This window comes from Achromobacter sp. 413638 (assembly GCF_043119405.1).
GTDB lineage: Bacteria > Pseudomonadota > Gammaproteobacteria > Burkholderiales > Burkholderiaceae_B > Achromobacter.
The window spans coordinates 37,023-55,508 of sequence record NZ_JBICCO010000037.1; the positions used below are offsets into that span (position 1 = coordinate 37,023).

The 18,486-nt window shown below is 69.6% G+C and carries 20 protein-coding genes; 13 read left to right on the forward strand and 7 right to left on the reverse strand.

The window, feature by feature from the left end:
* Positions 1-12 precede the first annotated feature (12 nt).
* The 10 genes from ACEU5R_RS16535 (at position 13) to ACEU5R_RS16580 (ending at position 9,669) form a co-directional block, all read left to right on the forward strand.
* Positions 13-1,137 (forward strand): cupin domain-containing protein, encoded by a 1,125-nt coding sequence (locus tag ACEU5R_RS16535; RefSeq protein ID WP_212318006.1) that lies wholly within the window; start codon positions 13-15, stop codon positions 1,135-1,137.
* An 85-nt stretch (positions 1,138-1,222) separates the two neighbouring features.
* Positions 1,223-2,134 (forward strand): fumarylacetoacetate hydrolase family protein, encoded by a 912-nt coding sequence (locus ACEU5R_RS16540; protein WP_103272193.1) that lies wholly within the window; start codon positions 1,223-1,225, stop codon positions 2,132-2,134.
* Positions 2,135-2,205: 71 nt separating this feature from the next.
* A complete protein-coding gene (locus ACEU5R_RS16545; protein ID WP_103272194.1) occupies positions 2,206-3,372 on the forward strand; it encodes an ABC transporter substrate-binding protein in 1,167 nt (388 codons plus the stop codon).
* Positions 3,369-4,283: a branched-chain amino acid ABC transporter permease gene (locus tag ACEU5R_RS16550; protein ID WP_103272195.1), complete on the forward strand. Its 915-nt coding sequence runs from the start codon at positions 3,369-3,371 to the stop codon at positions 4,281-4,283. Before ACEU5R_RS16545 ends, ACEU5R_RS16550 begins: the two co-directional genes overlap by 4 nt.
* Positions 4,284-4,285: 2 nt before the next feature.
* Positions 4,286-5,266 (forward strand): branched-chain amino acid ABC transporter permease, encoded by a 981-nt coding sequence (locus ACEU5R_RS16555; protein WP_249205167.1) that lies wholly within the window; start codon positions 4,286-4,288, stop codon positions 5,264-5,266.
* On the forward strand, positions 5,256-6,176 hold the full coding sequence (locus ACEU5R_RS16560; RefSeq protein ID WP_392410885.1) for an ABC transporter ATP-binding protein: 921 nt from the start codon (positions 5,256-5,258) through the stop codon (positions 6,174-6,176). Before ACEU5R_RS16555 ends, ACEU5R_RS16560 begins: the two co-directional genes overlap by 11 nt.
* Positions 6,163-6,855, forward strand: a complete 693-nt coding sequence (locus ACEU5R_RS16565; RefSeq protein ID WP_103272197.1) for an ABC transporter ATP-binding protein — start codon at positions 6,163-6,165, stop codon at positions 6,853-6,855. Before ACEU5R_RS16560 ends, ACEU5R_RS16565 begins: the two co-directional genes overlap by 14 nt.
* Positions 6,856-6,869: 14 nt before the next feature.
* Complete coding sequence (locus ACEU5R_RS16570) at positions 6,870-7,913, forward strand: carbon-nitrogen hydrolase family protein (RefSeq protein ID WP_392410886.1); 1,044 nt, start codon at positions 6,870-6,872, stop codon at positions 7,911-7,913.
* 123 nt (positions 7,914-8,036) lie between these two features.
* Complete coding sequence (locus ACEU5R_RS16575; RefSeq protein WP_392410887.1) at positions 8,037-8,798, forward strand: GntR family transcriptional regulator; 762 nt, start codon at positions 8,037-8,039, stop codon at positions 8,796-8,798.
* Positions 8,791-9,669 (forward strand): alpha/beta hydrolase, encoded by an 879-nt coding sequence (locus ACEU5R_RS16580; RefSeq protein WP_392410888.1) that lies wholly within the window; start codon positions 8,791-8,793, stop codon positions 9,667-9,669. The genes ACEU5R_RS16575 and ACEU5R_RS16580 overlap by 8 nt, the downstream gene beginning before the upstream one ends.
* Positions 9,670-9,967: 298 nt before the next feature.
* On the opposite strand, the gene ACEU5R_RS16585 is transcribed toward ACEU5R_RS16580, so the two are convergent.
* From ACEU5R_RS16585 to ACEU5R_RS16595, 3 genes are all read right to left on the reverse strand, one after another.
* On the reverse strand, positions 9,968-10,489 hold the full coding sequence (locus ACEU5R_RS16585; RefSeq protein ID WP_392410889.1) for a lipocalin family protein: 522 nt from the start codon (positions 10,487-10,489) through the stop codon (positions 9,968-9,970).
* Between the two features lie 82 nt (positions 10,490-10,571).
* Positions 10,572-12,143 (reverse strand): glutamate--cysteine ligase, encoded by a 1,572-nt coding sequence (gene gshA, locus ACEU5R_RS16590; protein ID WP_103272202.1) that lies wholly within the window; start codon positions 12,141-12,143, stop codon positions 10,572-10,574.
* A gap of 32 nt (positions 12,144-12,175) precedes the next feature.
* Positions 12,176-13,069, reverse strand: coding sequence for an alpha/beta hydrolase (locus tag ACEU5R_RS16595; protein WP_392410890.1), 894 nt, complete (start codon positions 13,067-13,069; stop codon positions 12,176-12,178).
* Between the two features lie 60 nt (positions 13,070-13,129).
* Between ACEU5R_RS16595 and ACEU5R_RS16600 the strand changes: the two genes are divergently transcribed.
* Positions 13,130-13,672 carry a hypothetical protein gene (locus ACEU5R_RS16600; RefSeq protein WP_392410891.1) on the forward strand — a complete coding sequence of 181 codons (543 nt, stop codon included), beginning with the start codon at positions 13,130-13,132 and terminating at the stop codon, positions 13,670-13,672.
* On the opposite strand, the gene ACEU5R_RS16605 is transcribed toward ACEU5R_RS16600, so the two are convergent.
* Positions 13,656-13,970, reverse strand: coding sequence for a helix-turn-helix domain-containing protein (locus ACEU5R_RS16605; protein WP_103272205.1), 315 nt, complete (start codon positions 13,968-13,970; stop codon positions 13,656-13,658). The genes ACEU5R_RS16600 and ACEU5R_RS16605 overlap by 17 nt on opposite strands.
* A gap of 124 nt (positions 13,971-14,094) precedes the next feature.
* Here ACEU5R_RS16605 and ACEU5R_RS16610 point away from each other — a divergent pair, with 124 nt between their 5' ends.
* The gene (locus ACEU5R_RS16610) at positions 14,095-14,991 is read left to right on the forward strand and encodes an AEC family transporter (protein WP_392410892.1); all 897 of its coding nucleotides are present in this window, start codon (positions 14,095-14,097) and stop codon (positions 14,989-14,991) included.
* A gap of 69 nt (positions 14,992-15,060) precedes the next feature.
* Entirely contained in the window at positions 15,061-15,261 is a 201-nt protein-coding gene (locus ACEU5R_RS16615) for a DNA-binding protein (RefSeq protein ID WP_392410893.1), read from the forward strand.
* Here ACEU5R_RS16615 and ACEU5R_RS16620 read toward each other — a convergent pair.
* From ACEU5R_RS16620 to ACEU5R_RS16630, 3 genes are read right to left on the reverse strand one after another with little or no spacing between them, the layout of a single operon-like run.
* The gene (locus tag ACEU5R_RS16620) at positions 15,256-16,263 is read right to left on the reverse strand and encodes an Ldh family oxidoreductase (protein ID WP_392410894.1); all 1,008 of its coding nucleotides are present in this window, start codon (positions 16,261-16,263) and stop codon (positions 15,256-15,258) included. The two genes, ACEU5R_RS16615 and ACEU5R_RS16620, sit on opposite strands and share 6 nt — an antisense overlap.
* Before the next feature lie 32 nt (positions 16,264-16,295).
* A complete protein-coding gene (locus ACEU5R_RS16625; protein WP_392410895.1) occupies positions 16,296-17,267 on the reverse strand; it encodes a hydroxyacid dehydrogenase in 972 nt (323 codons plus the stop codon).
* Positions 17,268-17,285: 18 nt separating this feature from the next.
* Positions 17,286-18,302, reverse strand: coding sequence for a Bug family tripartite tricarboxylate transporter substrate binding protein (locus ACEU5R_RS16630; RefSeq protein WP_392410896.1), 1,017 nt, complete (start codon positions 18,300-18,302; stop codon positions 17,286-17,288).
* Positions 18,303-18,486 lie beyond the last annotated feature (184 nt).

Genomic DNA, 18,486 nt, shown 5'->3' on the forward strand with positions numbered 1-18,486 from the left:
AAAGAGGCTGGGATGGAGACGAACAGGTACGACGCATACCGCGAAGACCGGGCAGGCCGCGCCAATGTGGCCGACTCGCCGGAGCGCGTCGCCTATTACCAGGAGCTGGCGCGGCTGGAGACAGGGGCGCTGTGGACGGTGGCGAACAAGATCGAACCCTGGGCGCCGCGCTCGGCCTCGGTGCCTGTGGTCTGGCGCTACCAGGACCTGCGCGGCCACGTGCTGCGCTCGGCCGAGCTGGTCTCGCCCGAGGAAGCCGGCCGCCGCGTGATCTACCTGAACAATCCCGGCCGCCGCGACGTGGCCGCCGCCGTGGGCTGGCTGTACTCGGGCCTGCAGGTGATGAAGCCCGGCGAGCTGGCCTCGGCGCACGCGCACTCGCATTCGGCGCTGCGCTTCATCATGGAAGGCAGCGGCGCGTACACCATCGTCGACGGCCACAAGATGACGCTGGGCGCGAACGACTTCGTGCTCACGCCCAACGGCACCTGGCACGAGCACGGCGTGTCCGAGGACGGCACCACCTGCATCTGGCAGGACGGCCTGGACATCCCGCTGGTCAACGCGCTGGAAGCCGGCTTCTATGCCGTGCATCCGGACCTGAACCAGGCCGTCACGCATCCGGTCGACGACACCACCGCCACCTGGGGCGGCGTGGCGCTGCGTCCGCAGGCCTCGGGCTGGACCAAGCCCTACTCGCCGCTGTTCAAATACGAATGGGAGCCCACCTACGAGGCGCTGCGCCGCTACGCGCGCGTCACCGCCGGCAGCCCCTATGACGGCGTGCTGCTGGAGTACGTGAATCCCATGACCGGCGGGCCGGTGATGCCGACCATCGGCGCCAGCATGCAGCTGCTGCGGCCGGGCGAACACACCAAGGCGCACCGCCACACCGGCAGCTTCATCTACCAGGTGGCCAAGGGCAGCGGCTATTCCATCATCGAGGGCCGGCGCTACGACTGGACCGAGCGCGACATCTTCTGCGTGCCGTCCTGGGCCATGCACGAGCACGTCAACCTGTCCTCGAACGACGACGCCTGCCTGTTCTGTTTCAACGACCTGCCGGTCATGCGCGCGCTGTCGCTGTACCGCGAAGAGGCGCTCAAGGACAACGACGGTCATCAGACGCTGATCTGACGCGGTTCCAACAACGATTTTCTCTCCGACGCCCCGGCCCGCCGGGACGCCCGTATCCACTCGTCTTGAATTTTCTGGAGTTCCTATGCGCTTGGTGACTTTTCGCGCCCATCCCGCCGCCGCCGGCCGTCTTGGCGCGCTGGCCGACGGCTATGTGATCGACCTGGCCCTGCTGGGACAGGCCGGCGGCGTGGCGCTGCCCGATGACATGCTGAGCTTCATCGACCTGGGCCCGGCCGCGCTGGCGCAGGCCGCGCGCCTGCTCGAACAGTTCCGTGGCGCCTGGCCCGTGGGCGCCGCGCTGCCGCAGGAGAACGTCAAGCTGCTGGCGCCCATCCCGCGCCCGCGCAAGAACATCTTCGGCATCGGCCTGAACTATGTCGAGCACGTCGAGGAGTCCAGCCGCACGCTGGATACGTCCGCCGACCTGCCCAAGCAGCCGGTGATCTTCTCCAAGCCGCCCACCACCGTGATCGGCCCGGGCGATGCGATCGAGCACAACGCCCGCATCACGCAGCAGCTGGACTGGGAAGTCGAGCTGGCCGTGATCATGGGCCGGCGCGCCGCGCGCGTGGCCGAGGCCGACGCGCTGTCCTACGTGTTCGGCTATAGCGTGATGCTGGACATGAGCGCGCGCGACTGCCGCCGCGCCGGCCAGTGGATCTATTCCAAGGGCCAGGACACCTATGCGCCGTTCGGTCCCTGCATCGTGACCGCCGACGAGATCCCGGATCCGCAGAAGCTGGACCTGTGGCTCACGGTGAACGGCGAGAAGAAGCAGGGCTCGAACACGCGCCACATGCTGTTCAAGGTGCCGTTCCTGATCTCGGACATCAGCGCCGGGATCACGCTGGAGCCGGGCGACATCATCGCCACCGGCACGCCGGAAGGCGTGGGCGCGGGTCGCAGCCCGCAGGAATGGCTGTGGCCGGGCGACGTGGTCGAGGCCGGCGTCGAGGGCATCGGCACGCTGCGCCATCCGGTCGTGGCCGTGTAAAGGCCGGCATTCCACGCAATCAATCCGCCCGGCGCGAGACGCCGGGCCATGCAGTCTCCAAGGGGAAAAACATGAACTGCAAAATGATCCTGGGATGCCTGGCGCTGGCCGCGGGCGCGTCGGCGCAGGCGGCTGGTCCGGTGAAGATCGGCTTCATCGCCACGCTGTCCACGCCGGCCGGGTACATCGGCGAGGACGAGCGCGACGCCTTCAACCTGGCCATCCAGCAGGGCGGCGGCAAGCTGGGCGGCGTGCCGGTCGAGCTGGTGATCGAGGACGACGGGCTCAAGCCCGCCAACGCCAAGCAGGCCGCCGACCGGCTGCTGCAATCGGGCGTCAGGCTCTACACCGGCGTGAACTTCTCGAACGTGCTGGCGGCAGTCGTGCCGGGCGTGGTGAAGTCGGGCGCGTTCTACGTCAGCCTGAACCCCGGACCGTCGAACTTCGCCGGCGAGAAGTGCGATCCCAACTACTTCGTCGCGTCCTACCAGAACGACGCCTTCCACACCGCCGGCGGCGTGGCGGCCAACGAACTGGGCTACAAGCGCGTGGTGCTGCTCGCGCCGAACTACCAGGCCGGGCGCGACGCCATCGAAGGCTTCAAGCGCACCTACAAGGGCGAGGTCGCGGCCGAGATCTACACCAAGCTCGACCAGTCGGACTTCTCGGTCGAGCTGGCGCGGCTGCGTTCGCTGGCGCCCGACGCGATCTACCAGTTCCATCCCGGCGGCACCGGCATCAACTTCGTCAAGCAGTACGCGGCGGCCGGGCTGAACAAGACCATCCCCATGCTGATGCCCAGCTTCTCGATGGATGCCCGCATGATCCAGGCCACCGGCGACGCCTCGCTGGGCGCCTACACCACTGGCATCTGGTCGATGGACTTCGACAATCCGCAGTCCAAGGCCTTCGTGGAAGCGTTCAAGAAGGCCTATGGCCGCGCGCCCACCGACTACGCCATGCAGGCCTACGACACGGCCCAGCTGATCGGCGCGGGCCTGAAGGCCACCGGCGGCGACCTGTCCAAGGCGGCCGAATTCCGCGCCGCGCTGCGCAAGCCCGAGTTCGCCTCGCTGCGCGGCAAGTTCAGCATGAACGTCAACCAGCACCCGATCCAGGACCTGTACCTGATGCGCGTCGAGAAGGGCGCCGACGGCAGCCTGTCGCCGCGCCTGGTCCGCAAGCTGGTGTCCGATGACAAGGACGCCTACGCCCAACTCTGCAAGATGCCGTCATGACGCTATTGTTCGAGCAGTTGCTCAACGGGCTGCAGTTCGGCGCCATGCTGTTCATGCTGGCGGCCGGACTGACCCTGATCTTCGGGATCATGGGCGTGGTCAACCTGACCCACGGCTCGTTCTACATGGTGGGCGCGTACTGCGCCGCCTACGCCATCGGCACCACCGGCTCGTTCCTCGCGGGCGTACTGGCGGCGCTGCTGGGGGCGGGGCTGTACGGCCTGACGGTCGAGATCCTGGTGATACGCCGGCTCTACAAGCGCGATCACCTGTACCAGGTGCTGGCCACCTTCGGCCTGCTGCTGTTCAGCAACGAGGCGGTCAGCCTGATCTTCGGCCGCCGTCCGCCGCTGGTCGGCATCCCGTCCTTCCTGGAAGGCGCGGCGACGCTGGCGCCGGGCTTCCAGTACCCGATCATCCGGCTGGCCTTCATCGCCATCGGCGCGGCCGTGGCGCTGGGCCTGTGGTGGCTGGTCAACCGCACCCGCGTCGGCATGCTGATCCGCGCCGGCGCCGACGACCGCGAGATGGTCGACGCGCTGGGCATGGATATCAAGAAACTCTACACCCTGGTGTTCGGCCTGGGCGCGCTGCTGTGCGGCCTGGCGGGCGTGATGGCCGCGCCGCTGCTGGCCGTCGAGATCGGCATGGGCGAGCGCATCCTGATCACCACCTTCGTGGTCATCGTGATCGGCGGCGTGGGCTCGGTGCGCGGGGCGCTGGCCGGCGCGCTGCTGGTGGGCATGGTGGACAGCCTGGGGCGCGCCTTTCTGCCGCAGCTGCTGGGCGCGGTGTTCTCGCCGGCCACCGCCGATCCGCTGGCCGCGGGCCTGGCCTCGGCCAGCATTTACGTACTGATGGCGATCGTGCTGATCGCCAAGCCGGGCGGGTTGTTCCCGGCGCGAGGATGAGCATGGGCATGACACTTTCCAATCGCGGCCGCTGGGGCCTGGCGGGGCTGGCCCTGCTGATCCTGCTGCCGGCCGCGGCGGCGGCATCGGGCTCGCCGTTCCTGATCGGCGTGGTGACGCGCTTCCTGATCTACGGCCTGGCCGCCGTCAGCCTGGACCTGGTGATCGGCTACGGCGCCATGGTGAGCTTCGGTCACGCCATGTTCTTCGGCCTGGGCGGCTACGCCGTGGGCATCATCGCCTTCCACACGTCCGAGGCCGGACCCATCTTCGGCTGGGCCGGCAGCAACGCGGCGCTGGTGGTCTGGCCGATCGCGCTGGCGGTGTGCGCGCTGGCTGGCTGGGTCTTCGGCTATCTGGCGCTGCGCACGCGCGGCGTGCAGTTCATCATGATCACGCTGGCGTTCGGGCAGATGGTGTATTTCATCCTGGTGTCGCTGCAGTTCTACGGCGGCGACGACGGGCTGATGATCTCGGCGCGCAACACGCTGCCGGGCATCAACCTGGAAAGCCCGCTGGTTTTCTACTACGTGTGCCTGGCGCTGCTGACGGCCTGGACGCTCCTGTGCATGCGCATCACCAGCTCGCGCTTCGGCATGGTGCTGCAGGCGCTGCGCCAGAGCGAGCGGCGCGCGCTGAATCTGGGCGTGGCGCCCACGCCGTACCGTCTGGGGGCCTTCGTGCTGTCGGCGGTGGGCACCGGCCTGGCCGGCGTGCTGTGGGCCAACTATGCCGGCCTGGTGACGCCGGACATGGCCGCCTGGACCAAGTCGGGCGAGCTGATGGCCATCGTGATCCTGGGCGGCGTGGGCACGCTGCTGGGGCCGATCGCCGGCGCCGCCGTGTTCCTGGGGCTGGAGCAGGTGCTGACATCGCTGACCGAGCACTGGCTGCTGTACATGGGGCCGATCCTGGTGCTGGTGGTGCTGTGCGGCCAAAAGGGCTTGTTCGGCAGCCTCTTGGAGACGCGCCATGCTGATTAAGCCCACCCCCGAAGCGCTGCGCGCTTCCCCCTCAAGGGGGCGCCTCGGCGGACCGGCGGAGCCGGATCCGCGCGGCCCCGGTAGAAACAGTCGCGATGGCGACGCTGCTGCTCATGGTGAGGCCGGCGCGCTGCTGCGCCTGTCCGGCCTGCGCAAGGCCTTCGACGCGGTGGTGGCCACCAACGGCGTGGACCTGGACGTGCGCGCCGGCGAGATCCATGCCATCATCGGCCCGAACGGCGCAGGCAAGTCCACGCTGATCGCGCAGATCTGCGGCGAGATCCGGCCCGATTCCGGCTCCATCCACCTGGACGGCCGCGACGTGACGGCGCTGCGCGCCTTCGAGCGGGCGCGGCTGGGTCTGGGCCGCTCGTTCCAGATCACCGAGCTGTGCCAGGAATACACGGCGCTGGAGAACGTGATCCTGTCCTGCATGCTCAAGACCGGCCGGGCCTTTCAGCTCTGGTCCGACCCGCGCCGCGACGCCGGGCTCAAGGAGCAGGCGTTGGGCTGGCTGGAGCACGTGGGCCTGCGCGACCGCCGCCATGTGCGCACCGCCGACCTGGCGCATGGCGAGAAGCGCCAGCTGGAGCTGGCCGTGGCGCTGGCCCGCTCGCCGCGATTGCTGCTGCTGGACGAGCCCATGGCCGGCATGGGGCCGGAGGAATCGGCCCGCATGACCCGGCTGCTGCAAGGCATGAAGGGGCAGTACGGCATCCTGCTGGTCGAGCACGACATGGACGCCGTGTTCGCGCTGGCCGACCGCATCAGCGTGCTGGTGTACGGCAAGGTGGTGTTCAGCGGGCCGCCCGACGCGGTGCGCCGCCATCCGGAGGTGCGCGCCGCCTACCTGGGCGAGGAAAGCGCCGGCGAGGCGCGGGCTTTGGGAGAAGCGCATGTTGAAGGTTGAGGAGCTGACCGGCGGGTACGGGTCCAGCAAGGTGCTGTTCGGCATGGCCTTCGAGGCCAGCGAGGGCGAAGTCATCTCGCTGATCGGCCGCAATGGCATGGGCAAGACCACCACCGTCAAGACGCTGATGGGCATGCTGCCCGCCACCGGCGGCAGCGTGACCTTCCGTGGCCGCGTGCTGGGCCGCTCGGCGCCCAGCGCGGTGGCGCGCCTGGGCGTGGGCCTGGTGCCCGAGGGGCGGCGCGTGTTCGGTTCGCTGAGCGTGCGCGAGAACCTGGTGGCCACGGCGCGGCCCGCGTCCGGCGGTTGGTCGCTGGAGCGCGTGTATGAACTGTTTCCCAGGCTGAAGGAACGCAGCGGCCAGTCCTCGCGCACGCTGTCCGGCGGCGAGCAGCAGATGCTGGTGGTCGGCCGCGCGCTGATGACCAATCCCAAGCTGCTGATCCTGGACGAGGCCACCGAAGGCCTGGCGCCGCTGATCCGCCAGGAAATCTGGCGTTGCCTGCGCGCATTGAAGGCCGAGGGCCAGACCATCCTGGTGATCGACAAGAACCTGCCGGAAATGGCCACCCTGGTCGACCGGCATTACATCGTGGACAAGGGGCGCGTAGCCTGGTCCGGCAAACCCGCCGAGCTGTCGGCGCAGCCGGAACTGGCGCAGCGCTACCTGGGCATCTGAACGGAGACGAACGCATGTTGAACCTGCCTGTATTCAAGGCCGCCGCGGTCCAGGCCGCGCCGGTATTCCTGGACACCGACGCCACCGTCGACAAGGCCTGCGCGTTGATATCCGAGGCCGCCGGCAACGGCGCCAAGCTGGTCGCGTTCCCGGAGGTCTACATCTCGGCCTATCCGTACTGGAGCTGGGTGATGAACCCGGTCGAGGCCAGCCCCTGGTTCGAGAAGCTGTGCCGCAGCGCCATCGAACTGCCCGGCCCGGAAATCCGCCGCATCGCCCAGGCCGCGCGCCAGCATCGCGTCCACGTAGTGATGGGCGTGAACGAGCGCAGCCGCCATGGCGTCAGCACCATCTACAACACCATGGTGTTCATCAGCGACGAAGGCCGCATCCTGGGCCGGCATCGCAAGCTGGTGCCGACCTGGGCCGAGAAGCTGACCTGGGCGCACGGCGACGGCGAGTCGCTGCGCGTGTACGACACCCCGGTCGGCAAGCTGGGCGGCCTGGCCTGCGGCGAGAACACCAACACCCTGGCGCGCTTCTCGCTGCTGGCGCAGGGCGAGATGGTGCACGTGGCCAGCTACATCTCGCTGCCGGTGGCGCCGCCCGACTACGACATGGCCGAGGCGATCCGGTTGCGGGCCTCGGCCCACAGCTTCGAGGGCAAGGTGTTCACCGTGGTGTCCTGCTCCACGATCTCGAAAGAGATTCAGGATGCCATCGGCGCCAGCCACCCGCAGGCCCGCGAGACGCTGGCCCGCCGCAACAGCGCGTTCTCCGGCATCATCGGGCCGGACGGCCGTGTCATCGGCGAACCGCTGATCGATGATGAAGGCATCGTCTATGCCGACATCGACCTGTCGCGCTGCATCCAGCCGCGACAGATGCACGACATCGTGGGCCACTACAACCGCTTCGACGTGTTCGACCTGCGGGTGAACCGCCGGCCGCTGCGGGCCGCCCGCTTTGACGACGGACAGGAGCCGGACCTGAACGAGGGGCTGGACGAGGGGTTGGACGAGGGCAAGACGCCGGCCGAGGCCAGGGCGCGCGGGTAGAATGAGCCGCCCGCGCGTCGCCGCGCCGCAGCGGCCGCAATCAGCCAGCCGCGCACGCCGCGCGGCCGGCTCGCCGGCGCGCCCGCGCCGCGCGCGGACCAAGCCGCCTGTCTGGAGAGCATCTTGAGACCAAGAATCAAAGCGTCCCGCCTGGACGAGCCCGGGTCGGACGGAAGCCCCGAAATAGAAGAAATCACGCTGTCCGAGCAGGTCTACCGGCTGCTGCGGCGGGACATCATGAGCGGCGCCTTCGCGCCGGGCCAGTCGCTGCGCCTGGAGCTGCTCAAGCAGCGCTACGGCAGCAGCTTTTCGCCCATCCGCGAGGCGCTCAACCGCCTGCGCAGCGAGCGCATGGTGGTCAGCACCACCTCGCGCGGTTTTCGCATCGCGCCGCTGTCGGTCGAGGAAATGTGGGACGCCTGCGAAACCCGCATCCTGATCGATTGCGAGGCGCTGCGGCGTTCATTGGGCAACGCCGACGACGCCTGGGAGGCGCGGCTGGTGGGCGCCTATCACGCGCTGACGCTGGCCGCGCAGCGAGCCGGCGAGGCCGTCCCGCCGGACCAGGAACTGGAAGAGCTGCTGGAAGCGCGCCACCTGGATTTCCACCACGCGCTGATCGGGGCCTGCCGCTCGCACTGGCTGCTGGATCTGTCCACGCAGCTGTATGCGCAGACCGAGCGCTACCGCCGCCCGGCGCGCGCCGGCGCGACCGCCTACGGGCCGGAGCGCAATGTCGACGACGAGCACCGCCAGCTGCTGGACGCGGCGCTGTCGCGCGACGCCGACAAGTCGGCGGCCATGCTGGCCGCGCATTACCGCAAGACCGCGCAGTTCATCGAACACATCATCTCGACCCAGGACAGGCAGGCCCTTCATGTGTGACGCCACTCCCGATCTCTTCTTCGCCTCGATCGCCGAGCGCGAGGTGCAGTACAACGCGCGCGCCTCGGTCGCGGATTTCGACGCCTGCGTGCGCCGCTACGCGGAATCGGCGGCGCGCGTGCGCACGCGCCGGCCGGGCGTGCTGAACCTGCGGTACGGCATGGGCCAGGACGAAAGGCTGGACCTGTTCCTGCCGGCCGCCGCGCAGGCGTCGGCGCCGCTGTTCGTGTTCATCCATGGCGGCTACTGGCGCTCGCAGCGCAAGGAAGACGCGCCCGTCATGGCCGAGGCGTTCAACGCGGCCGGCGCCGCCGTGGCCACGCTGGAGTACACGCTGCTGCCCGAAGCCACGCTGCCCGAGGTGGTGCGCGAGGTCCGCTCCGCCGTGGCCTGGCTGTACCGCAACGCCGCCGCCTATGGCGTGGATCCCGCGCGCATCTACGTCAGCGGCAGTTCGGCCGGCGGCCATCTGGCGGGCATGCTGGCTGCGCCGGACTGGCAGGCGCGCTACGGCGTGCCGGACGATGTGATCAAGGGCACGCTGGCCCTGAGCGGCCTGTTCGACCTGCGCCCGCTGTGCGACATCAGCGTCAACGACTGGCTGCGCCTGACGCCCGAGCAGGCCAGGCTGCAAAGCCCGATCTTTCACCTGCCCGCGCAGGCCGGTCCCATGCTGCTGGCCGTGGGCGGCCTGGAGACGCAGGGTTTCAAGAATCAGACCGATGCCTATGAGGCCGCCTGGCGCGCCGCCGGCCTGTCGGCCACGCGCATCGCCACGCCGCAGTGCAATCACTTCGATCTGGTCAATGAGCTGGAGGATCCGGACAGCGATCTGACGCAGGCGACCTTGGAGATGATGGGGCTGCGGTGAGCGCCAGTCCCGAAGCGTTGCGCGTCTTCCTGCGAAATATCAGTCCGTGGCCGCCAATGACCGTACCGGCGGCTGCTCATGCTGTTGCGCCTGCCACAAGTCGTAGTTGGCCTGCATCGCCAGCCAGGCCCAATGCCTCGATGACTCCACGCAGGATTTCGCCCGGTTGCGCTGAGTTGTGCATCATGCCCAGAGGCCTGGCGCGAGGCGTCTGGGGACATGAGCTGCGTGGGGGCTGCGCGCCGGGCTTGCGCGACGAGGCGCTCTCAGAAAATGATGGCTGGGGGAGACGTGAACGCTACTTCTGCGGCGTATACCGCAGCTCATCCAGCTGATAGCCCTGCGCCTTGGCGGCGGCCAGCGCGCGGTCCAGCTCTTCCTGCGGCAGCTGGGGCGAGCGCGACAGGATCCACAGATACTTGCGGTCGGGCGTGCCGACCACGGCCCAGCGGTATTCCGGGTCCAGGCCGATGATCCAGTAGTCGCCCTTGAAGGGGGGCAGGAACGTGACTTCCAGCTTGGCGTTGTTGCTGCCTTCGACCACGGTGGCCGTGCCGGACGCGGAATCGACCTCGCCGTCCTTGTTGCGGCAGCGGTTGTTCACGCCCACGCTGCCGTCCGGATGCAGCGTGTATTCGGCCGTGGTGTCGCCCACGCAGTCGCGTTGGAACACCATGGGGAAGTTGGCGATTTCGTACCACATGCCGGCGTAGCGTTTCAGGTCCACCGACTCCACGGTTTGCATGGGCGGCGGGGCGGCGTGGGCGACGCTGGCCATGCTGGCGGCCAGGGCCAGCAGGGCGGTTGCGATGCGGCGCATGAGTAAGACCTCCTGGTGTGACGAACGACCGGCCCGCCGGCGGGCATCGCCGCGCCTCGGACCAAAACCCTAACGATACGCCTTATTTGCGCGGCGCCTTGAGCGCGGCGTGGTAACGGGCGACATAGGTGTCGAAATCCTCCGTGTCGGCCTGCTCGATGCGGATCTGCTCGGCGGCCGAGTCGCGCGCGGCCTGCTCATAGGCGGCGGCCGTCGCGGCGGGCAGCGGCTGCGCGCGCAGCGTCTCGGCGTGCTTGCGGCTCAGGTCCAGCGAGTAGTCGTGGAACGAGACGCCGCCGTCGACCAGCTCGCGCAGCAGGCGCGCCGAGGGCGTGGCATCGGGATCGCCGAGCTTGGCGCGCTGGGCGGCCAGCGCGCGGGCGTAGGCGTCGCCGCCCAGCGCCGAGTCATACAGGGCGGCGTAGGGCGCGATGCGGTCCAGCAGTTCGTTGCCCCATTGCGCCAGGCTCACGGGCTGGCCTTCGCGGTCCAGTTGCAGGCCGGGCTTGCGGCCTTCCTTGACGACGGTGGAGAAGTTGTCGGCGCTGCGCTGGCAATAACCGCTGGCGGGGAAGTAGGGGCTGTCGGATGCGGCGCAGAACAGCAGGAAGGCATCGACGAAGCGGCCGGTCTCGGCCTGGATGCCGACCGGCGCGTAGGGGTCGATGTCCAGGCAGCGCACTTCCACGTACTGCACGCCGCGCTCGGCCAGCGCGGTGATCGGGCGCTCGCAGCGGCCGGTGGCGCGCTTGGGGCGGATGCTCGAGTAGTACTCGTTTTCGATCTGCAGCACGTTGGTGTTGAGCTGGATCCACTGGCCGTCGCGGTGGGTGCCGATCTTCTGGTAATCGGGCCAGGGCTGGGTGACGGCATCGAACAGGCGGCCCAGGAAGGTGTCCAGGTCGTTGTAGCAGAGCTTGAGCTGCGACTGGGCCTTGTTCTGGTAGCCCAGGTCGCTCATGCGCAGGCTGGTGGCGTGCGGCAGGTACAGCGTGTGGTCGCCCAGGCTTTGCAGCGGGTGTTCGTGGCCGCGCAGGAAATCACGCGCCAGCGCCGGCGCCGCGCCGAACAGGTACATCAGCAGCCAGGAATAGCGGGTGAAGTTGCGGATCAGCCCGATATAGCCGCGCGAGCGGCGGTCCTGGGTGGTGCCGGGCGCGGTGTCCAGCACGTCCCACAGCCCGTCGGCCAGCGAGTAGTTGTAATGCACGCCGGCGATGCACTGCATGGTCTTGCCATAGCGCTCGGCCAGGCCACGGCGGTAGACGTGCTTGAGCATGCCGGTATTGGAGGTGCCGTACCAGGCGATGGGGATGTCCGCCTCGCCGGGCAGCGTGGCCGGCATGGACTGGTTCCAGATCAGCTCCTGGCCCAGTACGCTGTAGACGTGGCGGTGGGTATCGCTAAGCTCACCCAGCAGCGCGTCGACGTCGCGGTGGGTGCCGGTGATCAGTTCCAGCAGCGACTCGGAGTAGTCCGTGGTGACGTGTTCGTTGGTCAGCGCCGAGCCCAGGCGGGCGGGGTGGGGCGTCAGGGCCAGCTTGCCCTGGCCGTCCACGCGCAGGCCTTCTTTCTCGATGCCCCGCAGGGTGTCCTTGAGCAGCGGCAGGTTGGCTTCCAGGCGGGCGTAGCGGTTGGCGGCGGTATCGGTCACGGAGTCTTCTCGTTCGGGTCTGTCGCCGGATTTTACGGGGTGCTGGCCTCCTCTGCCGAGGGAGTCAATACTGGGGACAGGGACAATGCCTGCGCGGTGCGCGCCAGCCATTCATCCAGGTCGGCGTAGACCGGGTCCGCGATCGGGGCGGTTTCGTTGAAGATCTCGTGCCAGGCGGTGTCGTACCAGCGCAGGGTCAGCAGCTCGGCCGGCGCGCGCTGGGCGAACTGGCGGCTGCCTTCGGCGGCCACGATGGAATCGTCGCCCGCCACCATCAGCAGGGTGCGGCAGGACAGCAGATGGGCTTCGCGCAGCGAGGCGGCGCCGCCTTCGTCGACGAAGCGCGCCAGCCGGCCCGTCATGCTGCGACGCACCAGCGGATCGCTGCGGTAGGCCTTGACCACGGCCCGGTCGTGCGAGATGCGGGCCGGCGCCAGGCCGTGCGGCACGCGCAGATCGGGCGTGTGGCGCGACATCCAGGTCAGCGTGCGTCGCACCCAGGGCGGCACGTGCACCACGAAGGGCGGCGAGCTGAGCACCAGTGCGTCCAGTTCCACCAGGCGCCGCAGCGCGATCCGCACAGCCACCAGCGCGCCCAGGCTGTGGGCCAGCAGAATGGGTGGGCGGCCCTGCGCGCGGGTCCAGGCCCGCAGCCGGTCCACGGCGTCGGTCACCAGGTCATCTTCCTGGACCAGCGTGGCGGGCCGCCCGCTGGAACGGCCATGGCCGCGGTGGTCGTGCGCGCCCACCACCCAGCCGCGCGCGGTCAGCCAGCGGGCCAGCCGGTCATAGCGGCCGGCATGCTCGCTCAGGCCATGCAGCAGGTAGATGCTGGGCGTGCCCGGGCCGTCGATCGGCGGGGGGACGTTGGGGGCGGCCGGCCAGAGATAATTGGCCAGGGGCGTGCCGTCGGGCGCGGGGGTCATCGAAATCGGCGACAATTTCTGGCTTCCTTGGTTTGAACAGGTCGTGAGGCCCTGCGGACAATGACGATTTCATCGCTGTTTCGTTTCACGTTCAAGAAAGCCGGCGCGATCGTTGCGCTGGCCGCCATCGTGGCCTGTTCGCCCAGTTACAACTGGCGCGAGCTGGACGTGGCCGATGGCCATGTGCGGGCCGCCTTTCCCGACACGGTGAAGACCGAGACCCGGGACACCCGGGTCGACACCATGACCATGCCCGTCACCATGGCCAGCGCCAAGGTCGGCGACGGCATGTTCGCCGTGGTCTCGGCGCCGCTGCCGGCGGAGATCGCCGCCAGCCCGGGCGCGAGCCGGGGGCTGGGCGTGGCGGCGATGCGGTCGCTGTACCTGAACCTGCAGGTGCAGCCGCCGCTGGAGTTTCCGCCCTATGGCCAGGACATCGAGATACGGGGCCAGAGCGGCGGCCAACCTTTCTGGATGCTGGCGCGGGTCTGGGTGACCGACACCATGCTGATCGAGGCCATCGCGGCCGGCAGCGAGAAAGGGCTGCCGCGCGAGCGCGCGCGCGAATTCCTGGATTCGGTCGTGCTCAAGAAGACGCCGTGAACGCATCCAGCAGTTTTTCCTGCAGGGCCTTGGCCACGGCGGCGCGCCGTCCGCGCACGCCCAGCCGTTCGCAGGCGTTGCGCAGGTGGAAGTTGACCGTGCTTTCGCTCAGGCCGAGGATGCGGGAGGTTTCCCAGCTGGTCTTGCCGATGGCCGCCCAGCGCAGGCATTGGGCCTGCCGAGGCGACAGCGGCAGGGCGGCGGGCCGCGAGCCTGGCGCGGCGCGGGCAGGGGTGGCAGGAGTATCGGCCGGCGCGTCGGCGGGTCGGTCGGCGGAACCGGGAAGGGATTGCGGCATGGCGTCTGGCGCCGGCGGGCGCTGGCGGGTGGATGATGCGGACCATGTTCGGCCGTCATCCCAGAAAGCCGCAAACCTTCGCGCCTGTACGTATTGCCCACTTGATCTTTGACGGAATCGTCGCATGCCGGCCATCGTCCAGTTCTATCTCTCGGCCATCGTGCTGATGCTGCCCCTGCTGTTCTGCGTGGGCATCGGCGTCTACTGGGGCAAGCGCGACCTGCCGTTCGGCGGCTCCTTCATCACCACGCTGGTCACGTCGGTGACCACGCCCGCCCTGGTGTTCCATACCTTCGTCACCACGCGGCTGGACGATCGCGCGCTGGCCGACGTGGCGGCCGCCACGGTGCTGGCGCTGCTGCTGTGCGCGCTGGCCGGCGCGCTGCTGCTCAAAGTGCTGAAACTGCCGGTGCGCACGCTGCTGCCCACCGCCTTCCTGCCCAACGCCGGGAATCTGGGGCTGCCCATGTCGCAGCTGGCTTTCGGCGACGCGGGCCTGTCGGTGGCGGTGGCGTTCTTCGCGGTGAACTCCTTCATCATGCACACGGTGGCGGTGCGGCTGCTGCCCGGCGTGAATACGCGCGGCAGCTGGAAAAGCCCGATCCTGCTGGCCTCGCTGGCGGCGGTGGGCATGCGCGTGGCGCACGTGCCGGTGCCCGACTGGCTGATCGAGACCGCGCGCATGCTGGGCGCGGTCACCGTGCCGCTGATGCTGCTGAGCCTGGGGCACGCGCTGGCGCTGATCCCGTCAGGCGGCGTGCGCGACGGCGCCAAGGTGGCGGCCATTCGCCTGATCACGGGGCTGGCCGTCGGACTGTTCGTGGTGTGGGCGCTGGACCTGGAGGCCGTCCTGGCCGGCGCGCTGACGCTGCAGATGGCCATGCCCTGCGCCGTGGTCAGCTACATGTACGCGCGCCGCTATACGGACCTGGGCGACACCGCCGCCGGCGCGGTGCTGGTGTCGACGGTGGTGTTCCTGCTGCTGGCGCCGTTGATGCTGTGGTTCAGTCACGGGCATTGACCGGGGAAGCGTCTGAAATCCAGCGTGCTTCGGTATGCCCTTTGAGCGCTTTGACAGATACTCTGGCGCATGCCTGCGATCACGCTGCGAAATTTCGACCCTGCGTACTATCTCGTCGACGACGAGACCTGCGCGCATTACCTGGCGGCTGCGTTGCTGGAGGACGATCCAGACGGGTTCTTGCAGGCCCTGGATGACGTGGAGCGAGCTCGCGGAAATCCATTGCGCAAAGGGTTACGCCGGCTTCACCCGCCGCATTCCGGATCATGATGCGCCCGCCATGGCGCGCAGCTGCGCCATCAGCGCCTCGGGCAATTCCACGCCGTGCTTGAGCGCCTCGTCGCGCAGCTTGCGGCGGCGGTCGCCGGGCAGGCGCACGTGTTCATCTTCCAGCATGACGTCAACCAGCGTCTCCACCCGTTCCAGGTAGGCATCGTTGCCGGCCAGGGCGCCGGGGTCGATCGCCATGAAGGCCTGGCCCAGCCGCGCCGGGCCGCCTTCGTCGACGAAGAAGGACTCGGTCTCGAAGCCGAAGTGCGAGCCCGTCAGCGCGCAGGCCAGCAGCTCGACGATCAGCGCCAGCATGGCGCCCTTGACGCCGCCGGCGGGCAGCATGCTGCCCGCCAGGCCGGCCTTGGGATCGGTGGTGGGATTGCCGTCGGCGTCCAGCGCCCAGCCCAGCGGAATGGGCTGGTTGTCGCGCGCGGCGATCATCAGCTTGCCGCGCGCCACCTGCGACAGCGACAGGTCGATCACCAGCCGCGCGCCGCCGCGCCGGGGAAAGACGGCGGCGATGGGATTGGTGCCGAACAGTGGCCGCTTGCCGCCCCAGGCGGGCATGGCGGCGGGCGAATTGCTCAGCGCCAGGCCAACCAGGCCCAGGTCGGCCATGGCTTCCAGGTGGTAGCCGGCCTCGCCGAAGTGATGGCTGTTGGCGACGCCGATGAAGGCCACGCCGTGCTCGCGGGCGCGCAGGCCGGCCTGCTCGACGGCCAGCGCGCAGGCGGGAAAGGCCAGCCCGGAACCGGCGTCGATCAGCGCCGCGCCGCCGCGCTCGCGCACGATGCGCGGCACCGCCGAGCCGATGGCCCGGCCGGCGCGCAGGTGGCCGGCATAGAAGGGCACGCGCGACAGGCCGTGCGAGCTGAGTCCCTGGCTTTCGGCGAAGACCAGCGCGCGCGCGGTGCTGTCGGCCATGGCGGGGTTGGCGCCGGCGGCGGCCAGGCCGGCCGCCGCCAGGTGTTGCAATTCGTCCAGATAGATGTGAGCCATATCCTTCTCGTCAGTGGGCGCGCCGGAATCGTTCATCGGTCGCCGCCGGTAAGGGCTATTGTCACACCGGACGCCACCATGTCGGAAACGCGGGCGTTGGCTTCGCGCGTCAGTCCGGCGATATGGGGCGTGAGGATCAGGCCGGGCGGGGCGGTCAGCCTGCCCTGACGGATGTCGGCCAGCAGGACGGCCAGCGGGCCGCCGGCCGGCAGCGGCTCGGCCTCGAACACGTCCAGCGCCGCGCCGCGCAGCCGGCCGGCGCGCAGGGCCTCGGCCAGGGCGGGCTCGTCGAGGATGCCGCCGCGCGAGGTATTGATCAGCACCGCGCCCGCGCGCATGCGGCCGATGCGCGCGGCGTCGAACAGGCGCTGCGTGCCCGGGGTCAGCGGCAGGTGCAGGCTGACCGCGTCGGCGCGTTCCAGCAGGGCGTCCAGCGAGCACGATTCCACGCCACATTCGCCCCAGGAAGGATGGCCGGCCGGCAGCGCCGCGTCGTGGCCGACGACGCGCATGCCCAGGCCGCGCGCCAGCGTCGCGACCAGGCGGCCGATGCCGCCGAAGCCCACCACGCCCAGCGTGCGGCCATGCGCCTCCAGTCCCCCGGACAGCGCGGAGCGCGGCCACTGCCCGTCGGCCACCGCCGCGCTGGCGCCATAGGCGCCGCGCAGCAGGACCAGCAGCGTGCCGATCACATACTCGGCGACGGCGCGGGCGTTGGCGCCCGTCGCCGGCACCACGGCGATGCCGCGCGCGGCGCAGGCGGTCAGGTCGATATTGTCCAGGCCCACGCCCAGCCGGCCCACCGCCCGCAGCCGGGGCGCGCTGGCGAGCAGGGCGGCGTCCACCTGGCTGCGGTTGCGCACGATGAGCGCGTCCGCTTCCGCCATGGCCTGCAGCAGTCCGTTGCGGCGGTCCACCAGCTCCGGCTCGTAGCGCACGTCGAAGCGCGCGCGCAGCGCATCGACGGCGGGGGCGTCCATGAATTCCGATATGACGATGCGCATGGCGGTGCTCCGGCGGGATCAGGCGATCTGGATGTTGGCGTCGCGGATGATGCGGGCCCAGCGCTCGACTTCCGCTTTCAGGTAGGCGCCGAAGGCCTCCGGCCCGCGCGGCTGCGGCACGAAGCCCAGTTGCGCCAGCGACTGTTGCAAGGCGGGCTGTGACATTTGCCGGACGATGGCTGCGCCGATTCGGTTCACCAAGGCCGGCGGCGTGCCCGCCGGCGCCAGCACGCCAGTGAAGTTCTCGACGATGAGGTCCGGCAGGCCGGCCTGCGCCACGGTGGGCACCTCGGGCAGGTCGGTCGTGCGTTCGCGCGTGGTGATGGCCAGCGCCCGCAGCGCGCCGCCTTTCACGTGTGGCAGCGATTCCGGATAGTTGGAAAACACTACGTCCAGGTGTCCGCCGATCAGGTCGGTGAGCGAGGGCGCGCCACCCTTGTAGGGCACGTGCATCAGCGTCGTGCCGGTCAGCTTCTGGTACAGCGCCAGCGTCAGGTGCGGCGGCGTGCCGTTGCCGCTGGAACCCGCCGACAGCTGTTTGGCGCGGGCCGCGCGCGCCAGGTCTTCCATGCTGCGGATGTTGCTCTTGGCATTGACCACCACCATGATGGGCGACGAGGCCAGGCCGGCCAGCGGGGTCAGGTCGCGGATCAGGTCGTAGCCGGCGCGGCCGGCGAAGAGCGTGGCGTTGGCCGCGTGCGACAGCGTGATCGCCAGCCAGGTATGGCCGTCGGGCGCGGCGTGCGATACGTGGGCCGCGCCGATGTTGGCGGCGCCACCCGGCTTGTTTTCCACCACCACGTTCCAGCGCTCGGCGTCGCCCAGCGCCTTGCCGACCTGGCGCGCGGCCACGTCCGTCAGGCCGCCCGGCGGAAAGGGCACGATGTAGTTGATGGGTCGTTCGGGCCAGGGCTTCTGCGCCAGGGCCTGCCTGCCCGGCGACAGCAGGCCGGACGCGCCGAGACCGGCCGCGCCGATGGCGGCCAGCGCGCGGCGCCGGGATGGGTTCATGGGGGGCTGCTGCTCGCGGTTCATCTGTCTTCCTCCTGGGATGCGCCCCGATGGGACGCGCGGCCCGCCTGGCGGCCTGCGCTCAGGGCTGCGGTTCTGGATGCGTGGATGTTGCGATGCTGCGTGATGCCGCCGGGGGGGGGGGGGGGGGGGGGGGGGGGGGGGGGGGGGGGGGGGGGGGGTTTTTTTCCGGGCGCGGCGCCGCCCC

Coding starts and splice junctions, on each gene's coding strand:
- ACEU5R_RS16565 (WP_103272197.1), top strand. CDS start 6,163: ATGTTGAAGGTTGAGGAGCTGACCGGCGGGTACGGGTCCAGCAAGGTG.
- ACEU5R_RS16555 (WP_249205167.1), top strand. CDS start 4,286: ATGGGCATGACACTTTCCAATCGCGGCCGCTGGGGCCTGGCGGGGCTG.
- ACEU5R_RS16535 (WP_212318006.1), top strand. CDS start 13: ATGGAGACGAACAGGTACGACGCATACCGCGAAGACCGGGCAGGCCGC.
- ACEU5R_RS16625 (WP_392410895.1), bottom strand. CDS start 17,267: ATGCGCATCGTCATATCGGAATTCATGGACGCCCCCGCCGTCGATGCG.
- ACEU5R_RS16595 (WP_392410890.1), bottom strand. CDS start 13,069: ATGACCCCCGCGCCCGACGGCACGCCCCTGGCCAATTATCTCTGGCCG.
- ACEU5R_RS16600 (WP_392410891.1), top strand. CDS start 13,130: ATGACGATTTCATCGCTGTTTCGTTTCACGTTCAAGAAAGCCGGCGCG.
- ACEU5R_RS16605 (WP_103272205.1), bottom strand. CDS start 13,970: ATGCCGCAATCCCTTCCCGGTTCCGCCGACCGACCCGCCGACGCGCCG.
- ACEU5R_RS16570 (WP_392410886.1), top strand. CDS start 6,870: ATGTTGAACCTGCCTGTATTCAAGGCCGCCGCGGTCCAGGCCGCGCCG.
- ACEU5R_RS16560 (WP_392410885.1), top strand. CDS start 5,256: ATGCTGATTAAGCCCACCCCCGAAGCGCTGCGCGCTTCCCCCTCAAGG.
- ACEU5R_RS16615 (WP_392410893.1), top strand. CDS start 15,061: ATGCCTGCGATCACGCTGCGAAATTTCGACCCTGCGTACTATCTCGTC.
- ACEU5R_RS16580 (WP_392410888.1), top strand. CDS start 8,791: ATGTGTGACGCCACTCCCGATCTCTTCTTCGCCTCGATCGCCGAGCGC.
- ACEU5R_RS16630 (WP_392410896.1), bottom strand. CDS start 18,302: ATGAACCGCGAGCAGCAGCCCCCCATGAACCCATCCCGGCGCCGCGCG.
- ACEU5R_RS16620 (WP_392410894.1), bottom strand. CDS start 16,263: ATGGCTCACATCTATCTGGACGAATTGCAACACCTGGCGGCGGCCGGC.
- ACEU5R_RS16545 (WP_103272194.1), top strand. CDS start 2,206: ATGAACTGCAAAATGATCCTGGGATGCCTGGCGCTGGCCGCGGGCGCG.
- ACEU5R_RS16550 (WP_103272195.1), top strand. CDS start 3,369: ATGACGCTATTGTTCGAGCAGTTGCTCAACGGGCTGCAGTTCGGCGCC.
- ACEU5R_RS16540 (WP_103272193.1), top strand. CDS start 1,223: ATGCGCTTGGTGACTTTTCGCGCCCATCCCGCCGCCGCCGGCCGTCTT.
- ACEU5R_RS16585 (WP_392410889.1), bottom strand. CDS start 10,489: ATGCGCCGCATCGCAACCGCCCTGCTGGCCCTGGCCGCCAGCATGGCC.
- ACEU5R_RS16610 (WP_392410892.1), top strand. CDS start 14,095: ATGCCGGCCATCGTCCAGTTCTATCTCTCGGCCATCGTGCTGATGCTG.